The 21,939-nt window shown below is 42.0% G+C and carries 15 protein-coding genes, 4 tRNA genes and 1 pseudogene; 8 read left to right on the top strand and 12 right to left on the bottom strand.

Annotated elements, in window-relative coordinates; all coding sequences use genetic code 11:
• The 10 genes and pseudogenes from RCH20_RS04545 to RCH20_RS04590 form a co-directional block, all read right to left on the bottom strand.
• Positions 1-77: pseudogene (locus tag RCH20_RS04545) on the bottom strand (hypothetical protein); the annotation flags it as partial.
• Positions 78-479: 402 nt separating this feature from the next.
• Positions 480-554, bottom strand: a tRNA-Thr gene (locus RCH20_RS04550).
• A gap of 123 nt (positions 555-677) precedes the next feature.
• Positions 678-751: transfer RNA gene (locus RCH20_RS04555), tRNA-Gly, on the bottom strand.
• Positions 752-814: 63 nt separating this feature from the next.
• Positions 815-898, bottom strand: a tRNA-Tyr gene (locus tag RCH20_RS04560).
• A gap of 85 nt (positions 899-983) precedes the next feature.
• Positions 984-1,059: transfer RNA gene (locus tag RCH20_RS04565), tRNA-Thr, on the bottom strand.
• A 181-nt stretch (positions 1,060-1,240) separates the two neighbouring features.
• Positions 1,241-2,737: an anthranilate synthase component I gene (gene trpE, locus RCH20_RS04570; protein ID WP_327192767.1), complete on the bottom strand. Its 1,497-nt coding sequence runs from the start codon at positions 2,735-2,737 to the stop codon at positions 1,241-1,243.
• Between the two features lie 421 nt (positions 2,738-3,158).
• Complete coding sequence (locus tag RCH20_RS04575; RefSeq protein WP_327192768.1) at positions 3,159-4,616, bottom strand: FHA domain-containing protein; 1,458 nt, start codon at positions 4,614-4,616, stop codon at positions 3,159-3,161.
• A gap of 160 nt (positions 4,617-4,776) precedes the next feature.
• Positions 4,777-5,007, bottom strand: a complete 231-nt coding sequence (locus tag RCH20_RS04580; protein ID WP_327192769.1) for an RsiV family protein — start codon at positions 5,005-5,007, stop codon at positions 4,777-4,779.
• 283 nt (positions 5,008-5,290) lie between these two features.
• Positions 5,291-5,626 carry a hypothetical protein gene (locus RCH20_RS04585; RefSeq protein WP_327192770.1) on the bottom strand — a complete coding sequence of 112 codons (336 nt, stop codon included), beginning with the start codon at positions 5,624-5,626 and terminating at the stop codon, positions 5,291-5,293.
• 272 nt (positions 5,627-5,898) lie between these two features.
• Positions 5,899-7,521 carry a peptide chain release factor 3 gene (locus RCH20_RS04590; protein ID WP_327192771.1) on the bottom strand — a complete coding sequence of 541 codons (1,623 nt, stop codon included), beginning with the start codon at positions 7,519-7,521 and terminating at the stop codon, positions 5,899-5,901.
• A 362-nt stretch (positions 7,522-7,883) separates the two neighbouring features.
• Here RCH20_RS04590 and RCH20_RS04595 point away from each other — a divergent pair, with 362 nt between their 5' ends.
• From RCH20_RS04595 to RCH20_RS04615, 5 genes are all read left to right on the top strand, one after another.
• Complete coding sequence (locus RCH20_RS04595) at positions 7,884-8,297, top strand: organic hydroperoxide resistance protein (protein WP_209955310.1); 414 nt, start codon at positions 7,884-7,886, stop codon at positions 8,295-8,297.
• Positions 8,298-8,530: 233 nt separating this feature from the next.
• A complete protein-coding gene (polA, locus tag RCH20_RS04600; RefSeq protein ID WP_327192772.1) occupies positions 8,531-11,503 on the top strand; it encodes a DNA polymerase I in 2,973 nt (990 codons plus the stop codon).
• A gap of 423 nt (positions 11,504-11,926) precedes the next feature.
• A complete protein-coding gene (locus RCH20_RS04605) occupies positions 11,927-12,502 on the top strand; it encodes a hypothetical protein (protein ID WP_327192773.1) in 576 nt (191 codons plus the stop codon).
• A gap of 176 nt (positions 12,503-12,678) precedes the next feature.
• Positions 12,679-13,479, top strand: coding sequence for an SDR family oxidoreductase (locus RCH20_RS04610; protein ID WP_209955314.1), 801 nt, complete (start codon positions 12,679-12,681; stop codon positions 13,477-13,479).
• Positions 13,480-13,545: 66 nt separating this feature from the next.
• Positions 13,546-13,863, top strand: a complete 318-nt coding sequence (locus RCH20_RS04615; RefSeq protein ID WP_209955316.1) for a hypothetical protein — start codon at positions 13,546-13,548, stop codon at positions 13,861-13,863.
• A 128-nt stretch (positions 13,864-13,991) separates the two neighbouring features.
• Here the strand turns inward: RCH20_RS04615 and hemH are convergent, their stop codons facing one another.
• Positions 13,992-15,011 (bottom strand): ferrochelatase, encoded by a 1,020-nt coding sequence (gene hemH, locus RCH20_RS04620; RefSeq protein WP_209955318.1) that lies wholly within the window; start codon positions 15,009-15,011, stop codon positions 13,992-13,994.
• A gap of 560 nt (positions 15,012-15,571) precedes the next feature.
• Here hemH and metX point away from each other — a divergent pair.
• The 3 genes from metX (at position 15,572) to RCH20_RS04635 (ending at position 18,564) form a co-directional block, all read left to right on the top strand.
• Positions 15,572-16,963 carry a homoserine O-acetyltransferase MetX gene (gene metX, locus RCH20_RS04625; RefSeq protein WP_327192885.1) on the top strand — a complete coding sequence of 464 codons (1,392 nt, stop codon included), beginning with the start codon at positions 15,572-15,574 and terminating at the stop codon, positions 16,961-16,963.
• On the top strand, positions 16,960-17,577 hold the full coding sequence (gene metW, locus RCH20_RS04630; RefSeq protein WP_209955322.1) for a methionine biosynthesis protein MetW: 618 nt from the start codon (positions 16,960-16,962) through the stop codon (positions 17,575-17,577). The genes metX and metW overlap by 4 nt, the downstream gene beginning before the upstream one ends.
• A gap of 405 nt (positions 17,578-17,982) precedes the next feature.
• Entirely contained in the window at positions 17,983-18,564 is a 582-nt protein-coding gene (locus tag RCH20_RS04635) for a tetratricopeptide repeat protein (RefSeq protein WP_209955324.1), read from the top strand.
• Between the two features lie 109 nt (positions 18,565-18,673).
• Here RCH20_RS04635 and RCH20_RS04640 read toward each other — a convergent pair whose 3' ends face one another.
• The gene (locus tag RCH20_RS04640; RefSeq protein WP_327192774.1) at positions 18,674-21,898 is read right to left on the bottom strand and encodes an Eco57I restriction-modification methylase domain-containing protein; all 3,225 of its coding nucleotides are present in this window, start codon (positions 21,896-21,898) and stop codon (positions 18,674-18,676) included.
• Between the last annotated feature and the right edge of the window lie 41 nt (positions 21,899-21,939).

Genomic DNA, 21,939 nt, shown 5'->3' on the forward strand with positions numbered 1-21,939 from the left:
GTTTTACCATGGTCAACGTGTCCAATGGTGCCGACGTTGACGTGTGGCTTTTTGCGTTCAAACTTGGCCTTTGCCATGAGTGTTTCCTCTTTATTGGTTGATCATTAATAATTAGCTGTTTGGCGGCTCATGACAGAGTTAAAACCATTAAACCGTTGACGCTAGGGTTAATCTGTTAAGTGTTACTTATTAGCTCAGCCATATTATATGGATACTGTGCTAAATTTTTCAATCCATCGCTACGGCAAAACTCAGTAGATCAAAGTATGGTCGTGCATAAAATTAACGTACTGACAACACTAAAAGGCAACACCTCGGTGTTACCTTTGAATAATTACTTGCCGAGTCTGTTTAATTTTTTTCAATATCGGCCAAAAAGTTATAACGATGTCGAATAAGATTGTTATGAATATATTTATAACCAGCTTCTTCAGATCAAGTTCGAACCGAGCATAGGCGACGCAAACTTGAATAATAAATGGAGCTCATATTGAGAATTGAACTCAAGACCTCTCCCTTACCAAGGGAGTGCTCTACCGCTGAGCTATATGAGCATATTTTAGACAACCACTGGGTTATACTAAAAAAAATATCACGAAACAGCGATTAAAACTGGCTGTCGTGATTAATTATTCATTGCTATTCAAAGCTACTATTTGCGATTGGTGCCACATGTATGGAGCGGGTGGCGGGAATCGAACCCGCGTCATTAGCTTGGAAGGCTAAGGTGTTACCATTATACCACACCCGCATAAACTCTATATTGAACTGATTTAGAGTATGTTTGGCGCTATAACAAACTTTAGAAAAAATATGGTGGTGGGAGAAGGATTCGAACCTTCGAAGCTTTCGCGACAGATTTACAGTCTGTTGGGTTTGACCGCTCCCCAATCCCACCTTAGGTTGCTCTTGATAAAAGTTACTTTTAATCAAAAAATATATCGAAATTAAAGCAATTCTAAAAAAAGCGACTTTGAGAGATATGGTGCCGACTGCCGGGTTCGAACTGGCGACCTACGCATTACAAGTGCGTTGCTCTACCAACTGAGCTAAGTCGGCTTGTTCTCTCAAAGTGGTGGCTATTCTATCAAATATTTGACAAAGCGCAACCCCTATCCTCGTATTTTTATGATTATTTTAATAAAAAACTTTAAACGTCTGATTGTATTACCATTTTTATAAGCATAAAGCGCTGGTATTTTTAACAGTGCCTGCCTATAACTTATACAATCAATTATTCTTAGCGAATACGTAAGCCATCGCAGGCCATTTTCACCGCTTTAACCAAGGCCAAGGCCTTTTTGTTAGTCTCATCCCATTCCGCTTCTGGAACCGAGTCAGCGACCACCCCAGCACCCGCTTGGATATGTATCTTACCACGGCGCATGACTGCGGTTCGAATGGCAATAGCGGTATCCATGTTGCCATGCCAGCCTAGATAACCGACTGAACCACCAAATACCGTACGACGTACGGGTTCAACTTCATCAATAATTTGCATGGCGCGAATTTTGGGTGCCCCTGAGAGCGTGCCTGCTGGAAAGGTTGCACAAAAGACATCCAGCGCGTCTTTATCAGCCAATACCGTACCTTCGACATTGGAGGCGATGTGCATGACTTGTGAGTAGCGCTCAATGAACATTTTTTCCGTGACTTTAACGCTACCGTATTCACAGACACGGCCAATATCATTGCGTCCTAAATCAATCAGCATTAAATGTTCAGCGATTTCTTTTTTGTCAGAGAGCAGCTCTTTTTCAAGCGCTAAATCCTCAGCTTCGTCTTGGCCACGTTTGCGCGTGCCTGCTAATGGACGAACAGTAACCGTACCATTTTCGATGCGAGACAATATCTCAGGAGAAGCCCCGATAATGTCGAAGCGTTTATGATCGTCGAGGGTATAACCGTGGACCAAGAATAGATAAGGGGACGGGTTTAAAAACCGTAACGCACGATATACAGCAAGTGAGTCGCCAGTATAATCAGCAGTCAGACGCTGCGCAGGAACGACTTGCATCACATCCCCTGCTAAAATGTAATCCTTGATTTTATTGACATCAGCACAGTATTTTTTTTGTCCCGTTTGCGACACAAACTTGGGGGTTGGCATAATTGGTGCACTTAAGTCTGGCATTTCAGCAAGCTTGTCTTCGATTTTTTCCAGCTCACGAATCGCGGCTCCGTAGCCATCTTCATCATTGCAGTCAGCATAAACGATGATGGATAATGTATTTTCTAAGTTATCAAAAACAATCACACTCATCGATAGCATCAACCACATATCAGGCAATGACATCGGATTGGGCGCGTCAGACAGCCCGACACTTGGCTCTATAACGCGCACCATGTCATAACCAAAATAACCGACTAGTCCGCCACTAAAAGTTGGTAACGCCGCTATATCGTCTACTGTTGGCATTTTATAACCTGCCATCAGCTTACGGATGTAATCAAACGGATCATCAACCGCATTGATATCAATATGATCGTCTTTTTTAATAGTCATGTTACCATCTGAATATTGCAAAATTAGATCACTGCCCAAACCAATCATCGAATATCGCGCCCAACGCTCTCCGCCCACTACTGACTCAAATAAGTACGCTGAACCACTCAAGTCCCGTACTTTGGAAAACACAGATACTGGAGTCTGAGCATCCATTAAACGTTTTTTAATCAGTGGTGCATGACTAAAGCCACGCTTTTCAAAGGCTTGATATTCTTCAAAGGTCATCATAGTAGATAGTCTCTTAGCCCAATGGCAAAAGATGGGAGTTGCAGGAAAGATAATGAAAATAGCGCTTCAATATCCTGATGAATATGAGGTGCTATTAGAAAGTGACAAGAGCCGCCGAAAATCAGCAGCTCAGTATAACAAAACTGACTGAGGTTATTATCATTTAGGCTAACTATTCAGTTTGTAAATTAGAATGCGGCCAGTCTTTATGATATATAATTAAAATACCTTAAAAACGCGACGGTACTGCTGGTATAAGCTTTTTGCAGCCTCTGTCTGTGTAGGCACAGCAAGCAAGAAAAACTGATGCCAGCAGTAAGTTATGTACCGATATTACTTTTCATTGACTATATTACCCTTAAAGTAATACTCATAAGCTGGCTGCATATTTCAGGGATTAGTATTATGTCCAAGCTAGCAGTTAGGCACCGCCCATATTGAATAGCCATAATGCTAAGCCAATGATGACGACAGCGACGAGTACCCAAATAAACCAACCGCCACTAGATTTGGTCTCAACCTGTTCAGCATTAGTAGAATTGTTAGTGGCTTGATCCAGGGCATTGTTGCCTTCAGTACCAATATCACGAGCTCGACCTAAATTAGCCGTGCCTGTTAATTGCCCAGTTGCCGCTTGCCTGGCACGCAATATATCAGGGTCAGCTTCTTCTTGTAATGCAGTCTTGGTAGTTTTATCGTGCTCTGGCGTAACTATTGGCTGTTTATGCGGAGCTGGCTCTTGATGAACCGTCGGCTCTTTCACTAGTGGTTCACTGGTTACTGGCTCATTTACCCCTGTTTCTTTATTTAGTGGTTCTTTATTTAGTGGTTCTTTATTTAGTGATTCGTTATTCAGCGGCTCTGTACTTGCTGGTTCTTTAGAAATATCATTGGAAATCACTGTCTCCTGCTCGGCTGCCGTACTTGGCATTGATGCTGAACTGATAGGCGGCTCCGACTCTACATCAGCGATGGCCGGTGCTGATGCATTTGAACTACTGGCCGTAGAAGATAGCACCTCTGCTATTATGGTTTCTTTTACCACTGGCTCCTCTGTTTGGCTTACATCGGTCATGTCTTTTGCAGTATCACTTTCTACGGTACTGTCTATTGAAGTACTGTTTTTTACGCTAGCATCTTTTACAGTATCCTCTTTTGCGCTATCGGTCATCACGTCATTAGCATTGGCTGTGTTATTTGTAACAACTGGATCAACTGTCGCTGGAGTAACTAAAGCAGTAGGCTCAACTATTGCAATTACCTCAGGCTCAGCAATAGGGCTTATAGCCTTATCCTTAATGACTTCAGAATTAATATTTTCAGCAGCGATAACGCTAGCGGCGGCGGTTTCGCTGTCCTCAACATCCTCACTAATGATTTCGTCGTCAGTGATTTCGTTGTCAGTGATTTCGTTGTCAGTGGCTACGGTAGGTAGAGTATCGACGGTTGTGGGCTCAAGATTTATTGAGTCCTCAACTGGCTGTTCTAAACGAGTAGCAGTATCGAAAGCGGTTGCCATCGGTGCGATAACTTGAAAGGAAAAGCTGGCAAATCCCACGGTATCATCAGCTTTTACCTGCTCAGATTTATTACTCTCAATACGTTCTTCGTTAATAAAAGTACCATTCGATGAGTTCAAATCTTTTAGGTATAGCTTGCCGTTTGAGACACTCAGTAACGCGTGATTGCGGGATACTTGCTTGCTACCTAGCACCACATCGTTATCGCTGCCACGACCCACTGACAAACTCTCATTAACAGTTAAGGACAGGTCGCCAAGTGCTGCTGTTAAAGCATTCAGTTGCCAAGTATTGGTTTCCGCTGCGGCTACTTCCGTGTCTGCTGTTGTCATATTTCCATTTTCTAAATTGTTCGTCATGCGGTCACTCCTTATTGTTTAATATTTAGTCAACTACAAAAAAATTTTGTCATTAGTTGCTATCTTACTGTTCAAAACGCTCAATAAATCAGCTGACTCTTTTGTCTTAGTAGTTCTATGAAACGATATAGGGACTAGGAACATTGCTTTTATCTAATATTTACTTGGGAATAAAATGAGGCTTGATTATTCCACCTAGCTTCTCATAAGGAATGCTAAGAGCTGGCATACCATAAGCATAGGGACCAATATCATAATGCTGATAACGAATATCAACCCCCTTATCGGTCAAGGTGACGTTATCACTGAGCGTAAAAGGCCAGTTTTTCTCGTAGCCGTCAGCATCCTCATCGACCGTTTTAACCCAGGTTTTATAAGCATCATACGCCAACGCTTTAAAACGGGCTTTCTTACGTGATTTCTTACGTGCTTGTTACGTGCTTGCTTAGCAGGTACTAACATATCTGCAAGTTGAATTTGTGTTTTGCTACTAGGGTCGAATATTAAATATTCGCTATAGGGCATACCATGCGCGCCACCGGTAAAGACATAAGAATCAATTCTAAATAGCTCAAAATCTTGTACATGACCGATATATTCTGGATCTATGGTTAAGCTATAACCCCAGGTGCTGCCCTCTGGTGGGTCGATGAATGAAGCACTGGCAAAGTCATCTAATGACTTTTAACTTGGTTATGACTAATAGGTGGCGCTATCAGTACAGATTTAGTCTGTGCGATATTCGCTGCCACATGATTGATACGCGCATTAACGATGTTATTTATCCAATTATGATTGGTCTTGATATACTTAACCTCGATTTGTGGACAATTATCACGCTCAATACAACGTCCCTGCAACTCTGCAGGTAGCTCATAATCGAGATAGTCACTACTGCTAATAAGGCTACTGGCATTCGCAGGTAAACTTGCTGTACTAAGTAAAACGCCACAACCTAAGGCAGTCAATAAGTGCAACCCGCTGGATTTACTAGGTAGTGACTGAGTCACAGACCGCTTAGTGAAGCAAGATTGAGTTGTTATTATCATATGTGCTCTTCGATAAATAGATGACTCTTATTAATATTCTACCGTAACCACTGCAGGGTATTGTTGGAACACTGTTTGTCTTGTTAAGGTGTTTCTATTGCTACAAAATTAGTACCAAAGCGCTATTTACAACAGAAATCATAGACAATAAAAAAGACACGTCTAGCGTGTCTTTTAGAGATGGCAATAAATAAGTGTTACAGTCTTGAGATGACAGAAGCACATTTTTGATATTAATGCTCGCGGGTATTACTAAAGGTAATTTCTGGATAACGGTCTTGCATCAGCTGTAAGTTAATGCGTGAAGGGGCAAGATAAGTCAAATAACCACCACCATCAAGCGATAGCTGATCGTGAGCTTTGCGCTTAAATTTGGCTAAAGCGACTTCGTCATCACAATGAATCCAACGTACCGTAGCAATAGACACGGGCTCAAAGGTACACTGTACCTTGTACTCTTCTTTTAGACGATGCGCGACCACTTCAAACTGTAGTACCCCAATCGCACCTAAGACTAAGTCGTTACTGATTTGCGGCATAAACACCTGCGTGGCACCCTCTTCACTCAATTGTTTCAAACCTTTTTGTAAGGCTTTAGATTTGAGTGGATCTCTTAGTACAACGCGGCGAAACAGCTCTGGAGCAAAGTGAGGAATACCCGTAAAGCTCAAGGTTTCGCCTTCGGTGAAACTGTCACCGATAGAGATAGTACCGTGGTTATGTAGACCAATAATATCACCTGGATAGGCCTCTTCTAACGCCGTACGGTCTCCTGCCAAAAAGGTCAACGCATCCGCGATACGCACATCTTTACCAAGACGTACATGCTTCATCTTCATACCTTTTTCGTATTTACCTGAGCACACCCGTAAAAAGGCGATGCGGTCACGATGACGCGGATCCATATTGGCCTGAATCTTAAATACAAAGCCAGTAAAATCAGTCTCGGTAGCTGCAATGTCACGCTCATTGGTAGGATGAGCTTGTGGTGGTGGTGAGTACTTTATCAGCGTATCCAATACCATATTGACCCCAAAGTTGCCTAATGCAGTACCAAATAGCACCGGTGTCATCTCACCCGCCAAGAATGCCTCAACGCTAAAGTCTTCCAGCGCCATTTGTACCAATTCAAGCGACTCTTCAAAGGCAGTAAACATCAGCGCACCCAAGCGCTCACGGATATCAGGATAATCATAACCGTCACGAGTCTCGATATCGACAATCTCGCCACCATGACCTTTTTGATAAAAGTAGGTTTTATTTTCGGTGAGATGATAGACCCCGATAAAGTCTTGGCCCATACCAATTGGCCAAGTCAAAGGAATACATTTAATTTTTAGTACCGCTTCAATCTCACTTAGTAATTCAAGCGGTTCACGAATTTGACGATCAAGCTTGTTTACAAACGAGATAATCGGTGTATCCCGCATCCGGCAAACTTCCATCAGCTTGATGGTACGTTCTTCGACGCCTTTGGCCCCGTCAACCATCATCAGTGCACTATCGACGGCGGTTAAGGTGCGATAAGTATCTTCACTAAAGTCAGCATGACCGGGAGTATCTAGTAAGTTGACTATGTGCTTTTGATACGGAAACTGCATGACTGAGGTGGTAATGGAAATACCACGCTCTTGCTCCATACTCATCCAATCTGAGGTGGCGTGGCGATCTGTTTTACGGCCTTTGACTTCACCTACTACCTGAATAGCTTGTCCCCATAACAGCAGTTTTTCAGTCATGGTGGTTTTACCCGCATCAGGATGCGAGATGATGGCAAAGGTACGGCGTTTAGCGACTTCGCGGGCAAGCTTGGTTGCTGAGAGCTTGGGGGTTAAAAGTTTGGTATCTGCGCTCATAATGGATAACTTATCATTAAATTTTGGAAGAAAAAGCAAGGTTTAATAAAAGGTATAACAGTAGATGTGAAAGATTTTAGTGTGCATATTGTAGCGGATTTACGGTCAAGATGCTATTTTTGCTAGGCTTTATAAAGAAGGCAGCAACGACGGTAAGCTGATAATATAAGGATCGTATGGCTCTTGTGCTATTGGTAAGGTTTACTTACAAATAGCCACTATATATTTACTAGGGCTGTGTAAAGTTAAACTCATGATTTGTTATGCTAGATAGGTTAAGTACAATTCAAGACCAAATTTTAAAATACTTTAAGCACTCTTTATAAACCATTCTATAAATTATTTATATAAAAGGACACCTTATGAAAACACTATATTCTACAAAAGCAACAGTTACTGGCGGTCGTACCGGCCATGCGAGCCTCGAAGACAGCAATCTGACCATCAATATGGTTGCACCCGGCTCTAGTGAAGATGGCAACAATCCAGAACAACTATTCGCAATGGGTTATGCAGCTTGCTTTGATGGCGCGCTAGGCGTAGTCAAAAAAATGGAAAAAGCCAGTTTTGGCTCGACCACTGAGGCGAGTGTGTCTTTGCTACAAGGTGATGATCACGACTATAACCTCGCAGTAAAACTTCATATCATTGGTGAAAGCACAGATTTATCTGCTGCTGAGTTCCAAAAAATAGTCGAAAAGGCCAATGAAGTCTGCCCATATTCTAAAGCCACGCACGGTAATATCGATGTTGAAGTGACCTCAGAAGTCAAATAAATACCAAGATAATGAGCAGTAGTCGCTCAAACTAATAAAATATTAAATGCCATTCTAAAGAACCCAGCCAACGCTGGGTTCTTTTTTTATGCCAGTTTTATACCGGTTTTATACCAGTCTGATGTCAGCTTCCTATATTCTTACACATCATAACGGTTCAGCAGTTCGGCACACTCCGATTTTATCGTTATAATAGAGCCATCTTTTTATCTGATAGCTGATAAGTGACCTTTATGACTGAGAATGACCACAACTCACACCTAGCTCTTAATCCTGATACCTTACCAAGTTTTGAGACCATGCCCAATGTGGCGACCATGGATACCAGCCACGTGGATAAAGACAAGCCGCCATTTATCCTGGTCGATGGGTCTTATTATCTATTCCGTACTTATCATGCCCTACCACCAATGACGACCACTAAAGGTCAGCATACCAACGCTATTCGCGGCACATTAAATGCGCTACTCAAGGTGATGCGCCGCTATCATCCAACTCATATGGCAGTCTGTTTTGATACCCGTGCACCAACTTTTCGCCATCAGTTATCAACAGATTATAAAGCTGCTCGCCCGCCGATGGATATTGAGCTGGCGCAACAAATTCCTTATCTTCATAGCTTGGTAAAAGCATTAGGGATTCCGCTATTACGTATTGAAGGCGCAGAAGCCGATGATATTATCGGCACGCTTGCTTGCCGGGCGGTTGCCGAAGGTCATCATGTCGTCATCTCCACCGGTGATAAAGATATGGCGCAGCTGGTCAATGACTGCGTGATTTTAGAGGATAGCTTCACCGGAAAAGTAACCGATAGCCAAGGGGTAGTCGATAAGTTCGGTATTAAGCCAGATCAAATGATTGACTTTCTCACCCTAATGGGCGATTCGTCTGACGGTATCAAAGGCGTACCTGGTATCGGTAAGAAGACGGCAATGGACTTGCTGAATGAATACGGTAATATCGATAACATGCTACAAAACCTCGCCACCATTAAAGGGCGTGGGGCCAAAGGCTTAATCGAACATGCCGATGACATTCCGTTAAATGCGCAGCTTGCCACCATCGTTACCGACTTAGACATTGGTCACGACTGGGACGACCTAAAGATCAACACTGACCCTTGTGCCTATATTAATGAGCTGCGCGACTTATATGCTGAGCTTGAATTCAAAAACGAACTGGCCTCGCTTGATCATCCAAATCACCCTGCCAATGGCTCACACAGCGTAAAAGACAGTCAAGCAAATGCAGAGTCACAAGCACAAATCGCCAAATCATTGCAATCAACCAGCATTGATAGTGTCAAAGACAGCAAAAATCACGATAAGGCTTGGCATACTATTTTAGACATGCCCGCTTTTGACAGTTTAATTGAACGATTAGAAGCAGCCCCGCACTTTGTTATCGACACTGAAACCACCAGTGTCTATTGGCGTCAAGCTCAGTTGGTCGGACTGTCTTTTGCGACCCAAGCGCATGAAGCTTATTACGTTCCGCTCACTCACCGTTTAGAGGGTGATGAGCTGACTGCTAAACAGCTTGATCTTGAGATCGTATTGTCGCGTTTAAAACCCATATTGGAAAATCCAGCTATTGGTAAAATCGGCCAACACCTCAAATATGATGCACACGTTTTAAGTCATTATGATATTGATCTGATTGATGCGATTCATGCACCAGTTAATAATGTCCAGCAGCCAAAAAACAACTGGGCTATGGATACCATGCTTGCCAGCTATGTGATTAATGCGGCCATTACCCGGCACGGTATGGACGACTTAGCGCGGTATTATCTACAGACTCAGACCATTACTTTTGAAGATGTCGCAGGTAAAGGCGCGAAGCAAGTCAGCTTTGATCAAGTTGCTATTGATATTGCTAGCGACTACGCCTGTGAAGATGCCGATATTACTTATCAGTTGTTCGATATTTTTAGCAAAAAACTGACTGATGGTGACAATAACTTTAAACTGCTACATGAGCTAGAGATTCCAGTGGCCGAGATACTGTGTCAAATGGAAGCACACGGCATCTTAATCAAGCGTCCTTTTTTAAATGAGTTATCAAAGCGCTTCGATGAAGAAATTATCGCCCTGGAGAAACGCGCTTATGACGTGGCTGGTGAAGAATTTAATTTAGGGTCTCCTAAACAGCTGGGGGAAATGCTGTTTGATAAACTGGGCGTCATTGGTGGTAAAAAAACCAAGTCGGGTCAGTATTCAACGGGCGAGGCAGTATTGTCTAAGATTGACCACCCACTGGCCGATATTGTCTTGGAATATCGCAGCTTAGCGAAACTCAAAAGCACTTATACCGATGCGCTTGATAATGTTGCCGATGCTGAGACTGATCGCGTTCATACCAGCTATCATCAAGCGCTGACCAGTACTGGCAGATTGTCATCTACTGACCCCAATTTACAAAACATCCCAATTCGTACTGCGACTGGTCGCCTGATTCGCCAAGCTTTTATTGCGCCAGAAGGTCGAGTTATCTTAGCCGCCGATTACTCGCAAATCGAATTGCGACTCATGGCTCACTTCTCAGGCGATGACACCTTAACCCGTGCCTTTAATGACGGGCTGGATATTCACACTGCCACTGCCGCAGAAGTCTTAGGCAAGACCGTTGATCAGATCAGCACCACTGAACGCCGCAATGCCAAAGCCATTAACTTTGGGCTGTTGTACGGCATGAGCGCTTTTGGACTCGCCAAACAATTACAAATGAGTCGCGGCGAGGCGCAAGACTATATCGATATGTATTTTGATCGCTATCCAAGCGTCAAAGAATATATGATAAATACCCGTGCTAGTGCCCATGAAAAAGGCTATGTCGAAACCCTGCTAGGTCGTAAGCTATACACGCCTGACATCAATCATAGTAACCGGATGGTCAAGCAAGCGGCTGAACGGGCGGCCATTAACGCCCCACTACAGGGCTCAGCCGCAGATATTATCAAGCTGGCTATGATCGCCGTCGATAAAGTACTGCCAAAGGCGCAGGCGAAGATGCTACTGCAAGTCCATGATGAGTTGGTGTTTGAGGTTGATAGCGATAAGGCTAACGAGATTAGCCAGCTGGTCAAAAATGCCATGCAAGATGTGTTGCTAACGACAGCAGCAGAAAAAGGCTGGCAAGTTGATTTTGCTGTACCATTATTGGTTGAGACCGATATCGGTAGCAATTGGGATGAGGCGCACTAATAGCGAGATAGCGCTACATTCAAGGCCAAAGTAGCACTGAAGCAGCGCTAAAGATTTGAACTGTCGTTAAGATATTCTGCTTTATCAAGCATTACGAGGATGTAGTGCCGGTTAGTTTATGAGGAACTGCTGAGCCTTAAAATAACATAAAGTGCCACTAAGTAAAAAACTGGGCGTGAGTATTGATAATTGATAATTGATAATTGATACTGACCCAATAACATCCACGTAACATCAGTATCAAGGCTTAACCTTTGAAAAATTGATTAGTACGATGTAATCGCTTATGGTGAGGCCAATATTTTTTATTGGCTTTCCCTTGTCGGCGTGGTTTAGATTAAGCAGTAGTAAACTGCGAAGGTCAGCAATATAATAGACGAATGTTAAGTAAATCTGCTCCACAAGGATGACTTACAATTTAGGGTGAGTCTTTGGGCTCATTTTTTTAGTCTTTATTTTATTTACCAGGAGATTCCCATTTTTACTGAAAATGGCGTCATCGAAATTATTGAGACAATGGTCTTAGTGCTGTGCATACTGCGTTGTGTGCAATATGCAGTACAAAGCCGCCTCAAACAGGGGCGATGTTTTTGGCTTGCATCCGTTTTAGTATTCTTTAGTGTTATTCGAAGAGAGTTGAGCCATTTATCAGACTCAATGGTACCACCCGACTTTATATTTTTAGGTTATTCATACGATTGGTGGGAAGATATGGTTCTCTTAGTCATCATCGTTGTTATGCTTGGCTTATTGGCTTACTCATGGCGTTATTTTTGGAGCGTTTTAAAGAACACTTCTAAATTCCTATACCTTAGCGTTATAGTCTTAGCCCTCATTCAATATATGGGAGAAAATGCCATTATATTCCCCTATTCCTTGGGTATCATCATCGAAGAACTGGCTGAAAATATAATCTATATTGTCGCTTTGATTTATTTGTGGACCTTTACATTAGCGGATTTTGAAAGGCGAGTAATAGGCATTTCAGTCGACAAATAAGAGGGCTGTTGGGGTGCTGCTGTAATAGGAGCACTCGAACTATCGCTACTACTACCCTTATTTTCTCTAAATCAGGTGAACCAACATTAGCAAATAGTAGAAGGATGTTGGCATCTGGCCCCGCACCTCTACCTAATCATTATTAATAATGATTAATAACTATCAAGTGAGCTATTATGAATCTATTAATCACCGGCGCATCACGCGGTATTGGCCTCGCCACTGCCAAAAGACTAGTCGCAAAAGGTCATAGCGTTGGTCTTTTTGATATTGACACTGCTGAGCTTGAGCGGGCGCTTAATGATAAAGTATTTAAAAAAGCACTGAAACAGAAGCGTATTGTCCACGGTCACCTCGATGTTACTGAGCCTGAAGCATGGGATACGGCTATTGAGCATATGGTTGAGAGCTTTGGGGGTATCGACACCTTAATTAATAATGCCGGCATACTAAATAGCGGTGTACTACCAACGACTGATTTAGACAAGCAATTATCCTTGATTGATATCAACTGTAAAGGGGTACTGATTGGCTGTCACAAGCTAGCCCCTTATTTAGCAGATGCCAAAAACGGTAAAATTATTAACCTATCCTCCGCTTCTGCCATTTATGGTCAGTCTGAAATTGCGACTTATTCTGCCAGTAAGTTCTTTGTACGTGGGCTAACTGAAGCTCTAAATATTGAATACGCTGAACTTGGTATTAAGGTCATCGATGTCATGCCGCTATGGGTCAAAACGGATATGACCAAAGACGTGACTATCGAAAGTATCAAACGCTTGGGCGTCAACTTAACTGTTGAGGATGTCGCTAAGACTATGTGTAAACTCAGCTGTCGTCCCAACCGAAAATTGTCACGGACTCATTACCCTATTGGCATGCCAGCAAAAGTATTACAAAATCTATCACAAATCGCACCCGATTCACTGCTACGCTGGGTCAACAGTAGAGTCGGTGCGAAAGAAATAATAAAGTAAAATAGAAAAGGATTCTCTAATTTAAGAAATAAAATTGTTTTTAACTACAACACCAAGGAATTATTTATGGATAACTCAAAAACGCCCCTCCCTAAAGAGATGGATCGTATTGACGGCGATGACAATCAGCAAGTTGATTTGGACAACCCAATGCTGCATACCATAGACAATGATGACGTGATTGATAACAGTGCAGGGTTTGATAACTCACAGGCAGGTAGTGATGCTACCCAAGGTCTCACTCCAATGCATCGACAAAATATCGATGAATCGAGCGCTGAAAACCTATTGGTCCAAGACAACTTAGATGACAGTGACTATCCTACTATTGTTGATATTGCAGATAAAGATGCAGCAGAACACAGTGATATTGAAGATCTATAAACCAACAACCTACTATCAGCATCAAGCTTAATACTGGCATCAGGGTGGCAAAAAAATACCGGACATAATGTCCGGTACTGCTACTGCTTAATAATTGGTGATTAGTGATTGACTATAGTTAAAATAGTTTATGCCCAACCATCTAATGTGCCTGCCCAACCTTTTACCAATGGTGCACTCATGGCTTCTAATAAGTCTATGTGTGCTTCATCTGCGTTAAGTGCTGGGATATAGTGATACTCCTCGCCGCCCGCTTCAATGAAGTTTTCACGGTTTTCAATCGCTAATTCTTCTAAAGTTTCTAGACAATCAGATGAGAAAGCAGGGCTGAGAATTTGGACTGATTTTACCCCAGACTTGGCCCATTCATCTAATATGACGTCAGTATAAGGCTTGACCCATTCTTGCTTACCAAAGCGTGACTGGAAACTAATAATCCATTCATCTTCATTGAGTCCTAGCTCATGTGCCACTTGCGCGGCGGTACATTTACAACGTCTAGGATACGGATCGCCTTTGTCCATATACGGCTGCGGAATACCATGAAAGCTAAACATCAACTTGTCAGGTTTACCATTTACTGCTTGGAAGCGGCGAATGCTATCTGCTAAAGCCTTAATATATAGTGGATGGGCAAAGTAGTCTTTCACTATCGTAATGTTAGGCAAGTTACGCTGTTTGAGCGTCCATTTAGTAATCGCATCATAGACGGCACCCGTTGAGGTTGCTGAATACTGTGGAAATAAGGGTAACATCACAAAGTGATCAACACCCTCAGCACGTAGCTTGTCCATAACTTCAGGCAAACCCGGATTACCATAGCTCATCGCCGCATGGACGGACACACGAAATGGCTCCGCATGCTCAGCCAATCGCGGCTGCAACATCTCAACTTGTTGATTGAGAATTTTGCGCATCGGCGAATCGCCATCCCAAATGCTGGCATAAGCTTTTGCCACGCGCTTAGGACGATTGGGCAACACGAATAAATTGAGAATAACCGCCCATACAAGCTTAGGAAGCTCGATTACCCGTTGGTCTGATAAAAACTGACGTAGATAACGCCTTACCGCAGGTGCAGTTGGCTCGTCAGGTGTACCAAGATTGATTAATAAGACGGCAATACGTGGAGGTAAGTCAGGTTTCATAGCGGCAAATCTTATAAGTAGTTATGAGAAATGGGGAATAAAGAGATCTGTTGTGTTATTCAGTATATTATTAAAATAGAGAAATAGGTTAAGAACTTAAGTGACTTTCTGTTAAGTCACAGTTAATAGCTACCAAATATTGTTAAAATATAATAATTAGATTATAGAAGAAACGCTGGTTAAATAATACGACTATTAAGCCCCTTTAGTGTAGCATCTTATGAGGCAACAAGCGCCTCGCAAAAGACGCAGTCCGTTAATTAATTGTGCCTCAAAATAACAAATGAAATGATTTTGAAGGCATATCGTAGAACAATTATTTGGGTATTGTAGAATAGACTGGCGCGAAGGTTGTACTCATACGCGCATCGCCATACAATAGGCGAGCAGAGCTTTAGGGTATATTGCCGTTTTGCTTTTATTTTTATTTTTATTTTTATTGATGACTGTTGTTTTGCGAGGTAGCCTTGAACGCACGTCCTGATATTACCAGTGACCACTCCACCAATGATAGCTCTAATTCAGCCGGCTCAGGTGATTCTGCTGATTCGTCTGGCTTAATCGGCTCAGTCGGTATAGTCACACCCCAAACTTTTCACTTTGCTGAGCCGTTGACTTTAGAATGCAACCGTACGCTGCCCTCGTTTGATTTGATAGTAGAGACGTATGGCACGCTAAATAGCGACCATTCAAACGCAATATTGATTTGCCATGCCTTGTCTGGTAGCCATCATGCCGCTGGCTTCTACAGTAGCGATGACAAAAAAGCAGGTTGGTGGGACAATATGATTGGACCAAATAAAGCCATCGATACCAACCAGTTTTTTGTGGTTTGTGTCAACAATATTGGCAGCTGCTTTGGTTCTACTGGTCCGACCACAATTAATCCAGATAGCATTAACACCGATAGCGTTAATACCGACAGCACTAAAAAGGGCCACACCCCGCTCCCTTATGGTCCCGACTTTCCCTTAATAACGATTAAAGACTGGGTCAAAACGCAGGCGATGTTGTCAGATCGCTTAGATATTAAGGTCTGGCATGCCATCGTTGGTGGTTCGATGGGTGGTATGCAGGCGCTGCAATGGGCGGTGGATTATCCAAACCGGCTTAAGCGCTGCGTGGTTATTGCTTGTACCCCTAAACTATCGGCACAGAATATTGCCTTTAATGAAGTCGCACGGCAGTCTATTTTATCTGATCCTGACTTTAAAGATGGGCGCTATCTACAAGCGGGTACTTATCCACGGCGCGGTCTCATCCTAGCGCGAATGGTCGGCCATATCACCTATTTAACCGATGATGCGATGAAGGCAAAGTTCGGTCGCGATCTTAAGTCGGGCAGGTTTATGTATGGCTATGATGTGGAGTTTCAGGTTGAGAGTTATTTGCGCTATCAAGGCGAACGTTTTAGCGAAAACTTCGATGCCAATACTTATCTATTAATGACCAAAGCTTTAGATTATTTTGATCCCACGCGCGATTATCCAAGTGAATCAGCTGAGCTATCGCCATCAAAACGATCAGCACAACAATCAACACTAACCGAAGAAAAAATAGCAAAATCATCAGTATCGTCATGGGCAGAGTCATCAGAAGCTATTGGCCATAACACTGATAGTGAATATGATACTGCCACAACCAGTATGAATGATGACCAGGATTACAGCCACCATGAGCTCACCGCCTTGAAGGCTGCATTTGCCCACACCCAATGCCAATATTTGGTGGTGTCATTTACTACCGATTGGCGCTTTGCACCGGAGCGTTCCCAAGAGATTGTCAACGCCCTCATGGCGACCGGCAAGCCAGTCAGCTATATTAATGTTGATGCACCGCACGGTCACGATTCATTTTTGTTCGATATTCCACGCTATATGGGCGCGGTTAAAGGCTTTTTAACAGCGCCATTTATTACCGATAGCCGCCAAGCAACAGGAGAGCGCTCATGAGAATGGATTATCAATTGGCCGAGCGTTGGATTGCCCCGCAGTCACATGTGCTGGACTTGGGCTGTGGTAATGGCGAGCTGCTCGCGCACTTGCAAAAAAATAGCGGCGTCACTGGCTACGGATTGGAGATTGACGAAGAAAAGATTAATGATGGTATTGCTAAGGGACTATCTATCATTGAACAAGATCTTAATGACGGTCTAGAGCGCTTCGCTGATAACAGCTTTGATACCGTGATAATGGCGCGCGCGCTACAAGCAGTCAAGGCGCCTGATGTACTACTGCTCGATATGCTACGAGTGGCACGCGAAGCCGTTATCACTTTCCCTAATTTTGCCCATTGGCAAAACCGTGTTCATTTGGGGCTCAAAGGCATAATGCCGGTTTCAGAAGCGTTGCCCTATGAGTGGTATAACACCCCAAATATCCATTTGTGTACCTTTAAAGATTTTGAAAAGCTATGTGCACAGCATGACATTCATATTATTAATCGCTTCGCTGTGAGTGACTCTGATAAAGGTCATTCGCCTCTAATGACGGCATTGATACGGCAAGCGCCTAATTTATTAGCAGATGTAGCGATTTATCGGGTTACTAAGCGCAGATCGACTTAACATTATTTTTCGCTGAGCGGTGATTGCTATTGCGTTTTAAATCCAGCTTGAAATAGGATTTGGATGTAGTGAATACTTTACTTATTCTTCGCTTGACATGCAATTTTTATCACCACTTCGTAACTACATGATTTTGTTACTGACTATATTGGTGACACCGATGTCAAACTGGGTAATTAGTATTTGAGTTTCGTAAGTTTGGGTGGTAAGCTAGCAAAGTGTTGTCAAAGACGCCCTTATTACAACCACTTATCTGTTGAGTTAGCGTAAAATACTTTAAAACTGCTAATACTTAGGTAAGTTAATATTGCAACGCCTGACTTAATGGTTATTGCCATATAAAAACCTTATTTTTATGGTGTAACTTTATCCATTGCTTATCGACTGCCTAATTTTGGAGCTGCTATGAAATTATTAAAAGCTGCCTTGTTCACTGCCCTATTTTCTTGTGCTGGACTAGCAAACGCTGAATTAACCGCCAATATACCGCTTGATACCTCACGTTTTGAGCTTATGCCAGTCAGTGAGTTGTCCGCCCGCGCCGCCCAAGGTAGCGATCATGCACAGTTTTATCTAGCCAAGCGCTTACAAAAAGGCCAAGGTATCGCTCAAAATACTCAGCAAGCGATTCAGTGGTATACCAAAGCTGCACAACAAGGCGTCGCTCCTGCCCAGCTTAACCTTGCTATCATGTATTTGCGCGGTGAAGGCGTCAAGCCAAACTTACAACAAGCTCGTGTTTGGTTAGAAAAAGCTGCGATGCGCGGTGATAACCGTGCCAGCTATACGCTTGCATTGTTGGATGAAAAGCAAAAGAATTTAGTTGATGCCTATAAATGGTATGACCTGGCTGCCCGTGATGGTATGTTAGACGAAAAAGTACGTAGCAAAGCTCGTGGCAAAATTGGTCAATTGGCATTGAACTTGTCAAGCTCAGACATCGCCAACGCTCGTAGCCAAGCAGATCGTTGGTTTCAGAGTAAGTAAGTTAGATAAGTCAGTAAGTAAGATGCAGTCTTAGCTTAATGGTAAAAAATCCAGCTTATTTGCTGGATTTTTTGAGTTTAGAATAAATAAAAACGTAGAATTAAAACCGTTAACTGGCTTCGATAATGGCAATCTCAGCGGCGGTTAGGTCGTATAATTTATAAACCATCTGATCAATTTCGCTATCGGTTTGTTCAATCTGCAATGTTAATTGCTGCGCTTTGAAGTGTTCAGCTAGGAAGTAGTCTTCCCACTCCGCTTCATCACCCAAGCTCATTTTTACTTTCTTTTTGCCCAGCTCTTTGATGAAGTCTGCGTAAGTGAGGTCGTGCCAGTTTTCTAGCTTTTTACTCAGCATATCTAAATCGAACTTACGCTGCAATGTTCGGATAAATCTGCCCGTTAGGTCTTGTAGACTCTCATTTAACGATAACATCAAATCTGCTCTCTCTGACAACAATAACTGACTCTCCATGCTAGCTACTGTAGGTAACGGAAAAGGTTCCAAAAATTTAGTTTTAAAAGTAAAATATCCACCTCTTAGAACATAGCCTGTAGTCTTTAAAAAGAACCACATTATCGAAGAATTAAGTATAGCTAAATAGTATTTATAACTTTCTAAATTACCTTTCTTCTTTACTAAGTAATAAACCTTAGTGTTATGAAACAACCCTTTTTCGTCGAAAATCATATTCGTACCATATGATATTTCAGGTGTCATAATTTTTTCGTTTTGAAAAGTTAGTATATCTCTAGATCTATGTAAACTATACCAGTACTTCGGGTTAGTTTTTTTTCTAATTTTTCTGGAAATCATTTCTTCCTTGAATTTACTTATGTAGTTAAAAGCCAATGGAAACTTATCTTCAATAAAATATTCCTCAAATGGAACTGTCTTTTTACCATTATGGTAATGAAGATAAAGCATAAAGTTATTGGAATTTGGGCGGCTATATTTTTTTATATCTTCACCCTTTGATACTGGCTTCATAACACTAGCTTCTAACCTTACATTTTCTTTCAACTGTTCAGAATAACCTTCAAAGTACTCACCTTTTATCTCTCCAGATAAAATAAAAATATCATCAACCCCAGAGTCAATACCCGCTCCTATCGAGCTAAACACATCTTTTAGAAGATTATTTTCTTTAGAAAGCTTACTGATTAAGCTATTTGTACTACTATCAATCAAATTCCAATTATCACCACCTAAATTCGAATAATCAATTTCTTTGAATACTTCCTCGTCGAATAATTTTTTAGGACTAATATTTTTGAAATAAAGAGTGTTTTTTCGGTCTAAGGTTAAATTGATTATACAAGTATAGGTCGATGCGTCAGAAAAAACTGATTTCTCTCCAAAATGTATTATGGAATTCACTAAACGCTCTTCAGCAAGAAATGATCTTATGCCATGACCTGCTTCTACAACTAAAAACTTATGAGGTAGAATGAAAGAAATATTTCCTTTCTTATTAAGAATCTTTGAAGATTTTTCTAGAAAAAGTGAATATATATCATATCGTCTAGTTGCACTTTTAAAATTCTTCTCATAGTAGACGGTTTCATTTTGAAAGTGTGATTTTAGACCTTGAACTCTCAAGTAAGGCGGATTACCAATCACCACATCAAAGCCACCATTGGCAAAGACTTGTGGGAATGACGTCTGCCAGTTAAAGGCTTTATCTCCTGCCACCTTAGGATCATCAATTAGCGAGTTACCACATTGGATATTGTTATTTAAGTCGTTCAGCTTACGATGAGGTTGTGCGGTGCGTAGCCAGAGAGACAACTTGGCAATGTCGACACTCTCTTCATTAATATCTACCCCAAATAAGTTGTTTTCTAGGATACTGTTTTCGATATCAGGATATGCCAGACCGCTACCGAACAGCTTAGTTTCAAGCTCAACGATATAGCCATGTTCAGCAATTAAGAAGTTTAATGCTTCATTTAAAAATGCCCCGCTACCACAGGCAGGATCACAAATCGTAATTTGTAATAACCAGTCTCGATAAGCGTGTAACCGCTCCAACGCTACCTTTTCTTCTGCAATTCTCTTATCAGTTTTTTTCCGTTTTTTACCGCTTTTATTAAGGGCAACGTCTTGCTGATAATCTTCCTCATTCAACGCTAGCTCTAACTTTTTATCTTCACATAATTTACCAATAGTATTCTCAACAATATATTTGGTAATGTATTTGGGCGTATAAAAGACCCCGTCCTTTTTACGTTTGGTTTGCGATTTGTCCACTGCCTCGCCTGCCAGCTCGGCTTTAACTTCGTCCAGCTCGGTTAAGGAGTTTTCAAAGATATGACCCAAGATATTGACATCGACTTCACTGGCAAAGTTATATTCTGATAGGATAATAATATGACTGCGTAGCAGCTCATCGCTGATAGTAATTTTATCTAGTAGCTCGTCAGGCCGGAACAAACCACCGTTATAAGCAAATATTTCGCAGTGCTCATCCTTATAGCCATCATTCAAAAATGAAAAGTACTGTTTGACTTGGTCGTACAGCGGCTCATTCCTTTTGAGGGCTTTGAGCTGTTCCCACTCACTAATAATACCTTTGGCAAAGTTGGCCGGTAGCAGCTGACTGTCTTCGGCGAAGAAAATAAATAACAGCCGATCAAGTAACTTTTGCGATTTTTGAAATAATGTTAGCGCATCAATATCAGGATTGTTGGCAGTCAAATCAGCGAACAGCTCACGCTTAAAGACCGAATAGTCCTTGTATAGCTGTTTGGTAATGGCTTCTTCTTGCGACAACGATTCAGACTTAATCTTGGCGGGTAAATCTGCCATGACCCCATCACGGTGTAACAGTAAATACAACAGCGCAAATTTATCTTGGGTTATGGCAAATAAATCAAACTCTTCATACTCGACCGCATTGTCGATATATAGGCGCAGTTTTTGAAAGTTAGAAGTGATGACATAACGGCATTGGGGTTGATTGTTCTTATAACCAAAGGCTTGCTGCTCGATTTTGCTAAGGTCCGTGGTGTTCATGCCTTTTAGCTCAATCACCCCGATAGCATGACCATCTTTGAGTATCGCGCCGTCGGCTTTTTTGCTACTGGTTTGGTTTTTGAACTCAGTAGTAATGTCATAGTCAGGGTTGGGATTTAGAGTATAGCCAAACACATCGACGAACAGATCACGTAAGAAGCCTTCTTGATATTGCTCTTCTTTACTTAAGCGAATATTATCTTGCTTTAACGGATCTAAAAAACAATCGGTGTAACGCTGCCAAGCTTGATCAAGTAGCTGTGTATCAAGCTGATTGACATATCTAGTGACAACGACGGATTGAAATAGGGACATACGAGCGCCTTAAACGATGTAATGAGATAAAATTATGAAAT

The organism is Psychrobacter sp. PL15 (assembly GCF_035984995.1).
In the GTDB taxonomy this organism is placed as follows: domain Bacteria; phylum Pseudomonadota; class Gammaproteobacteria; order Pseudomonadales; family Moraxellaceae; genus Psychrobacter.

Bases quoted from the DNA above. Each gene is read 5' to 3' on its own strand.
- RCH20_RS04635 (WP_209955324.1), top strand. From the start codon at position 17,983: ATGAAATTATTAAAAGCTGCCTTGTTCACTGCCCTATTTTCTTGTGCT.
- RCH20_RS04610 (WP_209955314.1), top strand. From the start codon at position 12,679: ATGAATCTATTAATCACCGGCGCATCACGCGGTATTGGCCTCGCCACT.
- RCH20_RS04590 (WP_327192771.1), bottom strand. From the start codon at position 7,521: ATGAGCGCAGATACCAAACTTTTAACCCCCAAGCTCTCAGCAACCAAG.
- RCH20_RS04615 (WP_209955316.1), top strand. From the start codon at position 13,546: ATGGATAACTCAAAAACGCCCCTCCCTAAAGAGATGGATCGTATTGAC.
- metW (WP_209955322.1), top strand. From the start codon at position 16,960: ATGAGAATGGATTATCAATTGGCCGAGCGTTGGATTGCCCCGCAGTCA.
- RCH20_RS04640 (WP_327192774.1), bottom strand. From the start codon at position 21,898: ATGTCCCTATTTCAATCCGTCGTTGTCACTAGATATGTCAATCAGCTT.
- polA (WP_327192772.1), top strand. From the start codon at position 8,531: ATGACTGAGAATGACCACAACTCACACCTAGCTCTTAATCCTGATACC.
- trpE (WP_327192767.1), bottom strand. From the start codon at position 2,737: ATGATGACCTTTGAAGAATATCAAGCCTTTGAAAAGCGTGGCTTTAGT.
- hemH (WP_209955318.1), bottom strand. From the start codon at position 15,011: ATGAAACCTGACTTACCTCCACGTATTGCCGTCTTATTAATCAATCTT.
- RCH20_RS04575 (WP_327192768.1), bottom strand. From the start codon at position 4,616: ATGACGAACAATTTAGAAAATGGAAATATGACAACAGCAGACACGGAA.
- RCH20_RS04595 (WP_209955310.1), top strand. From the start codon at position 7,884: ATGAAAACACTATATTCTACAAAAGCAACAGTTACTGGCGGTCGTACC.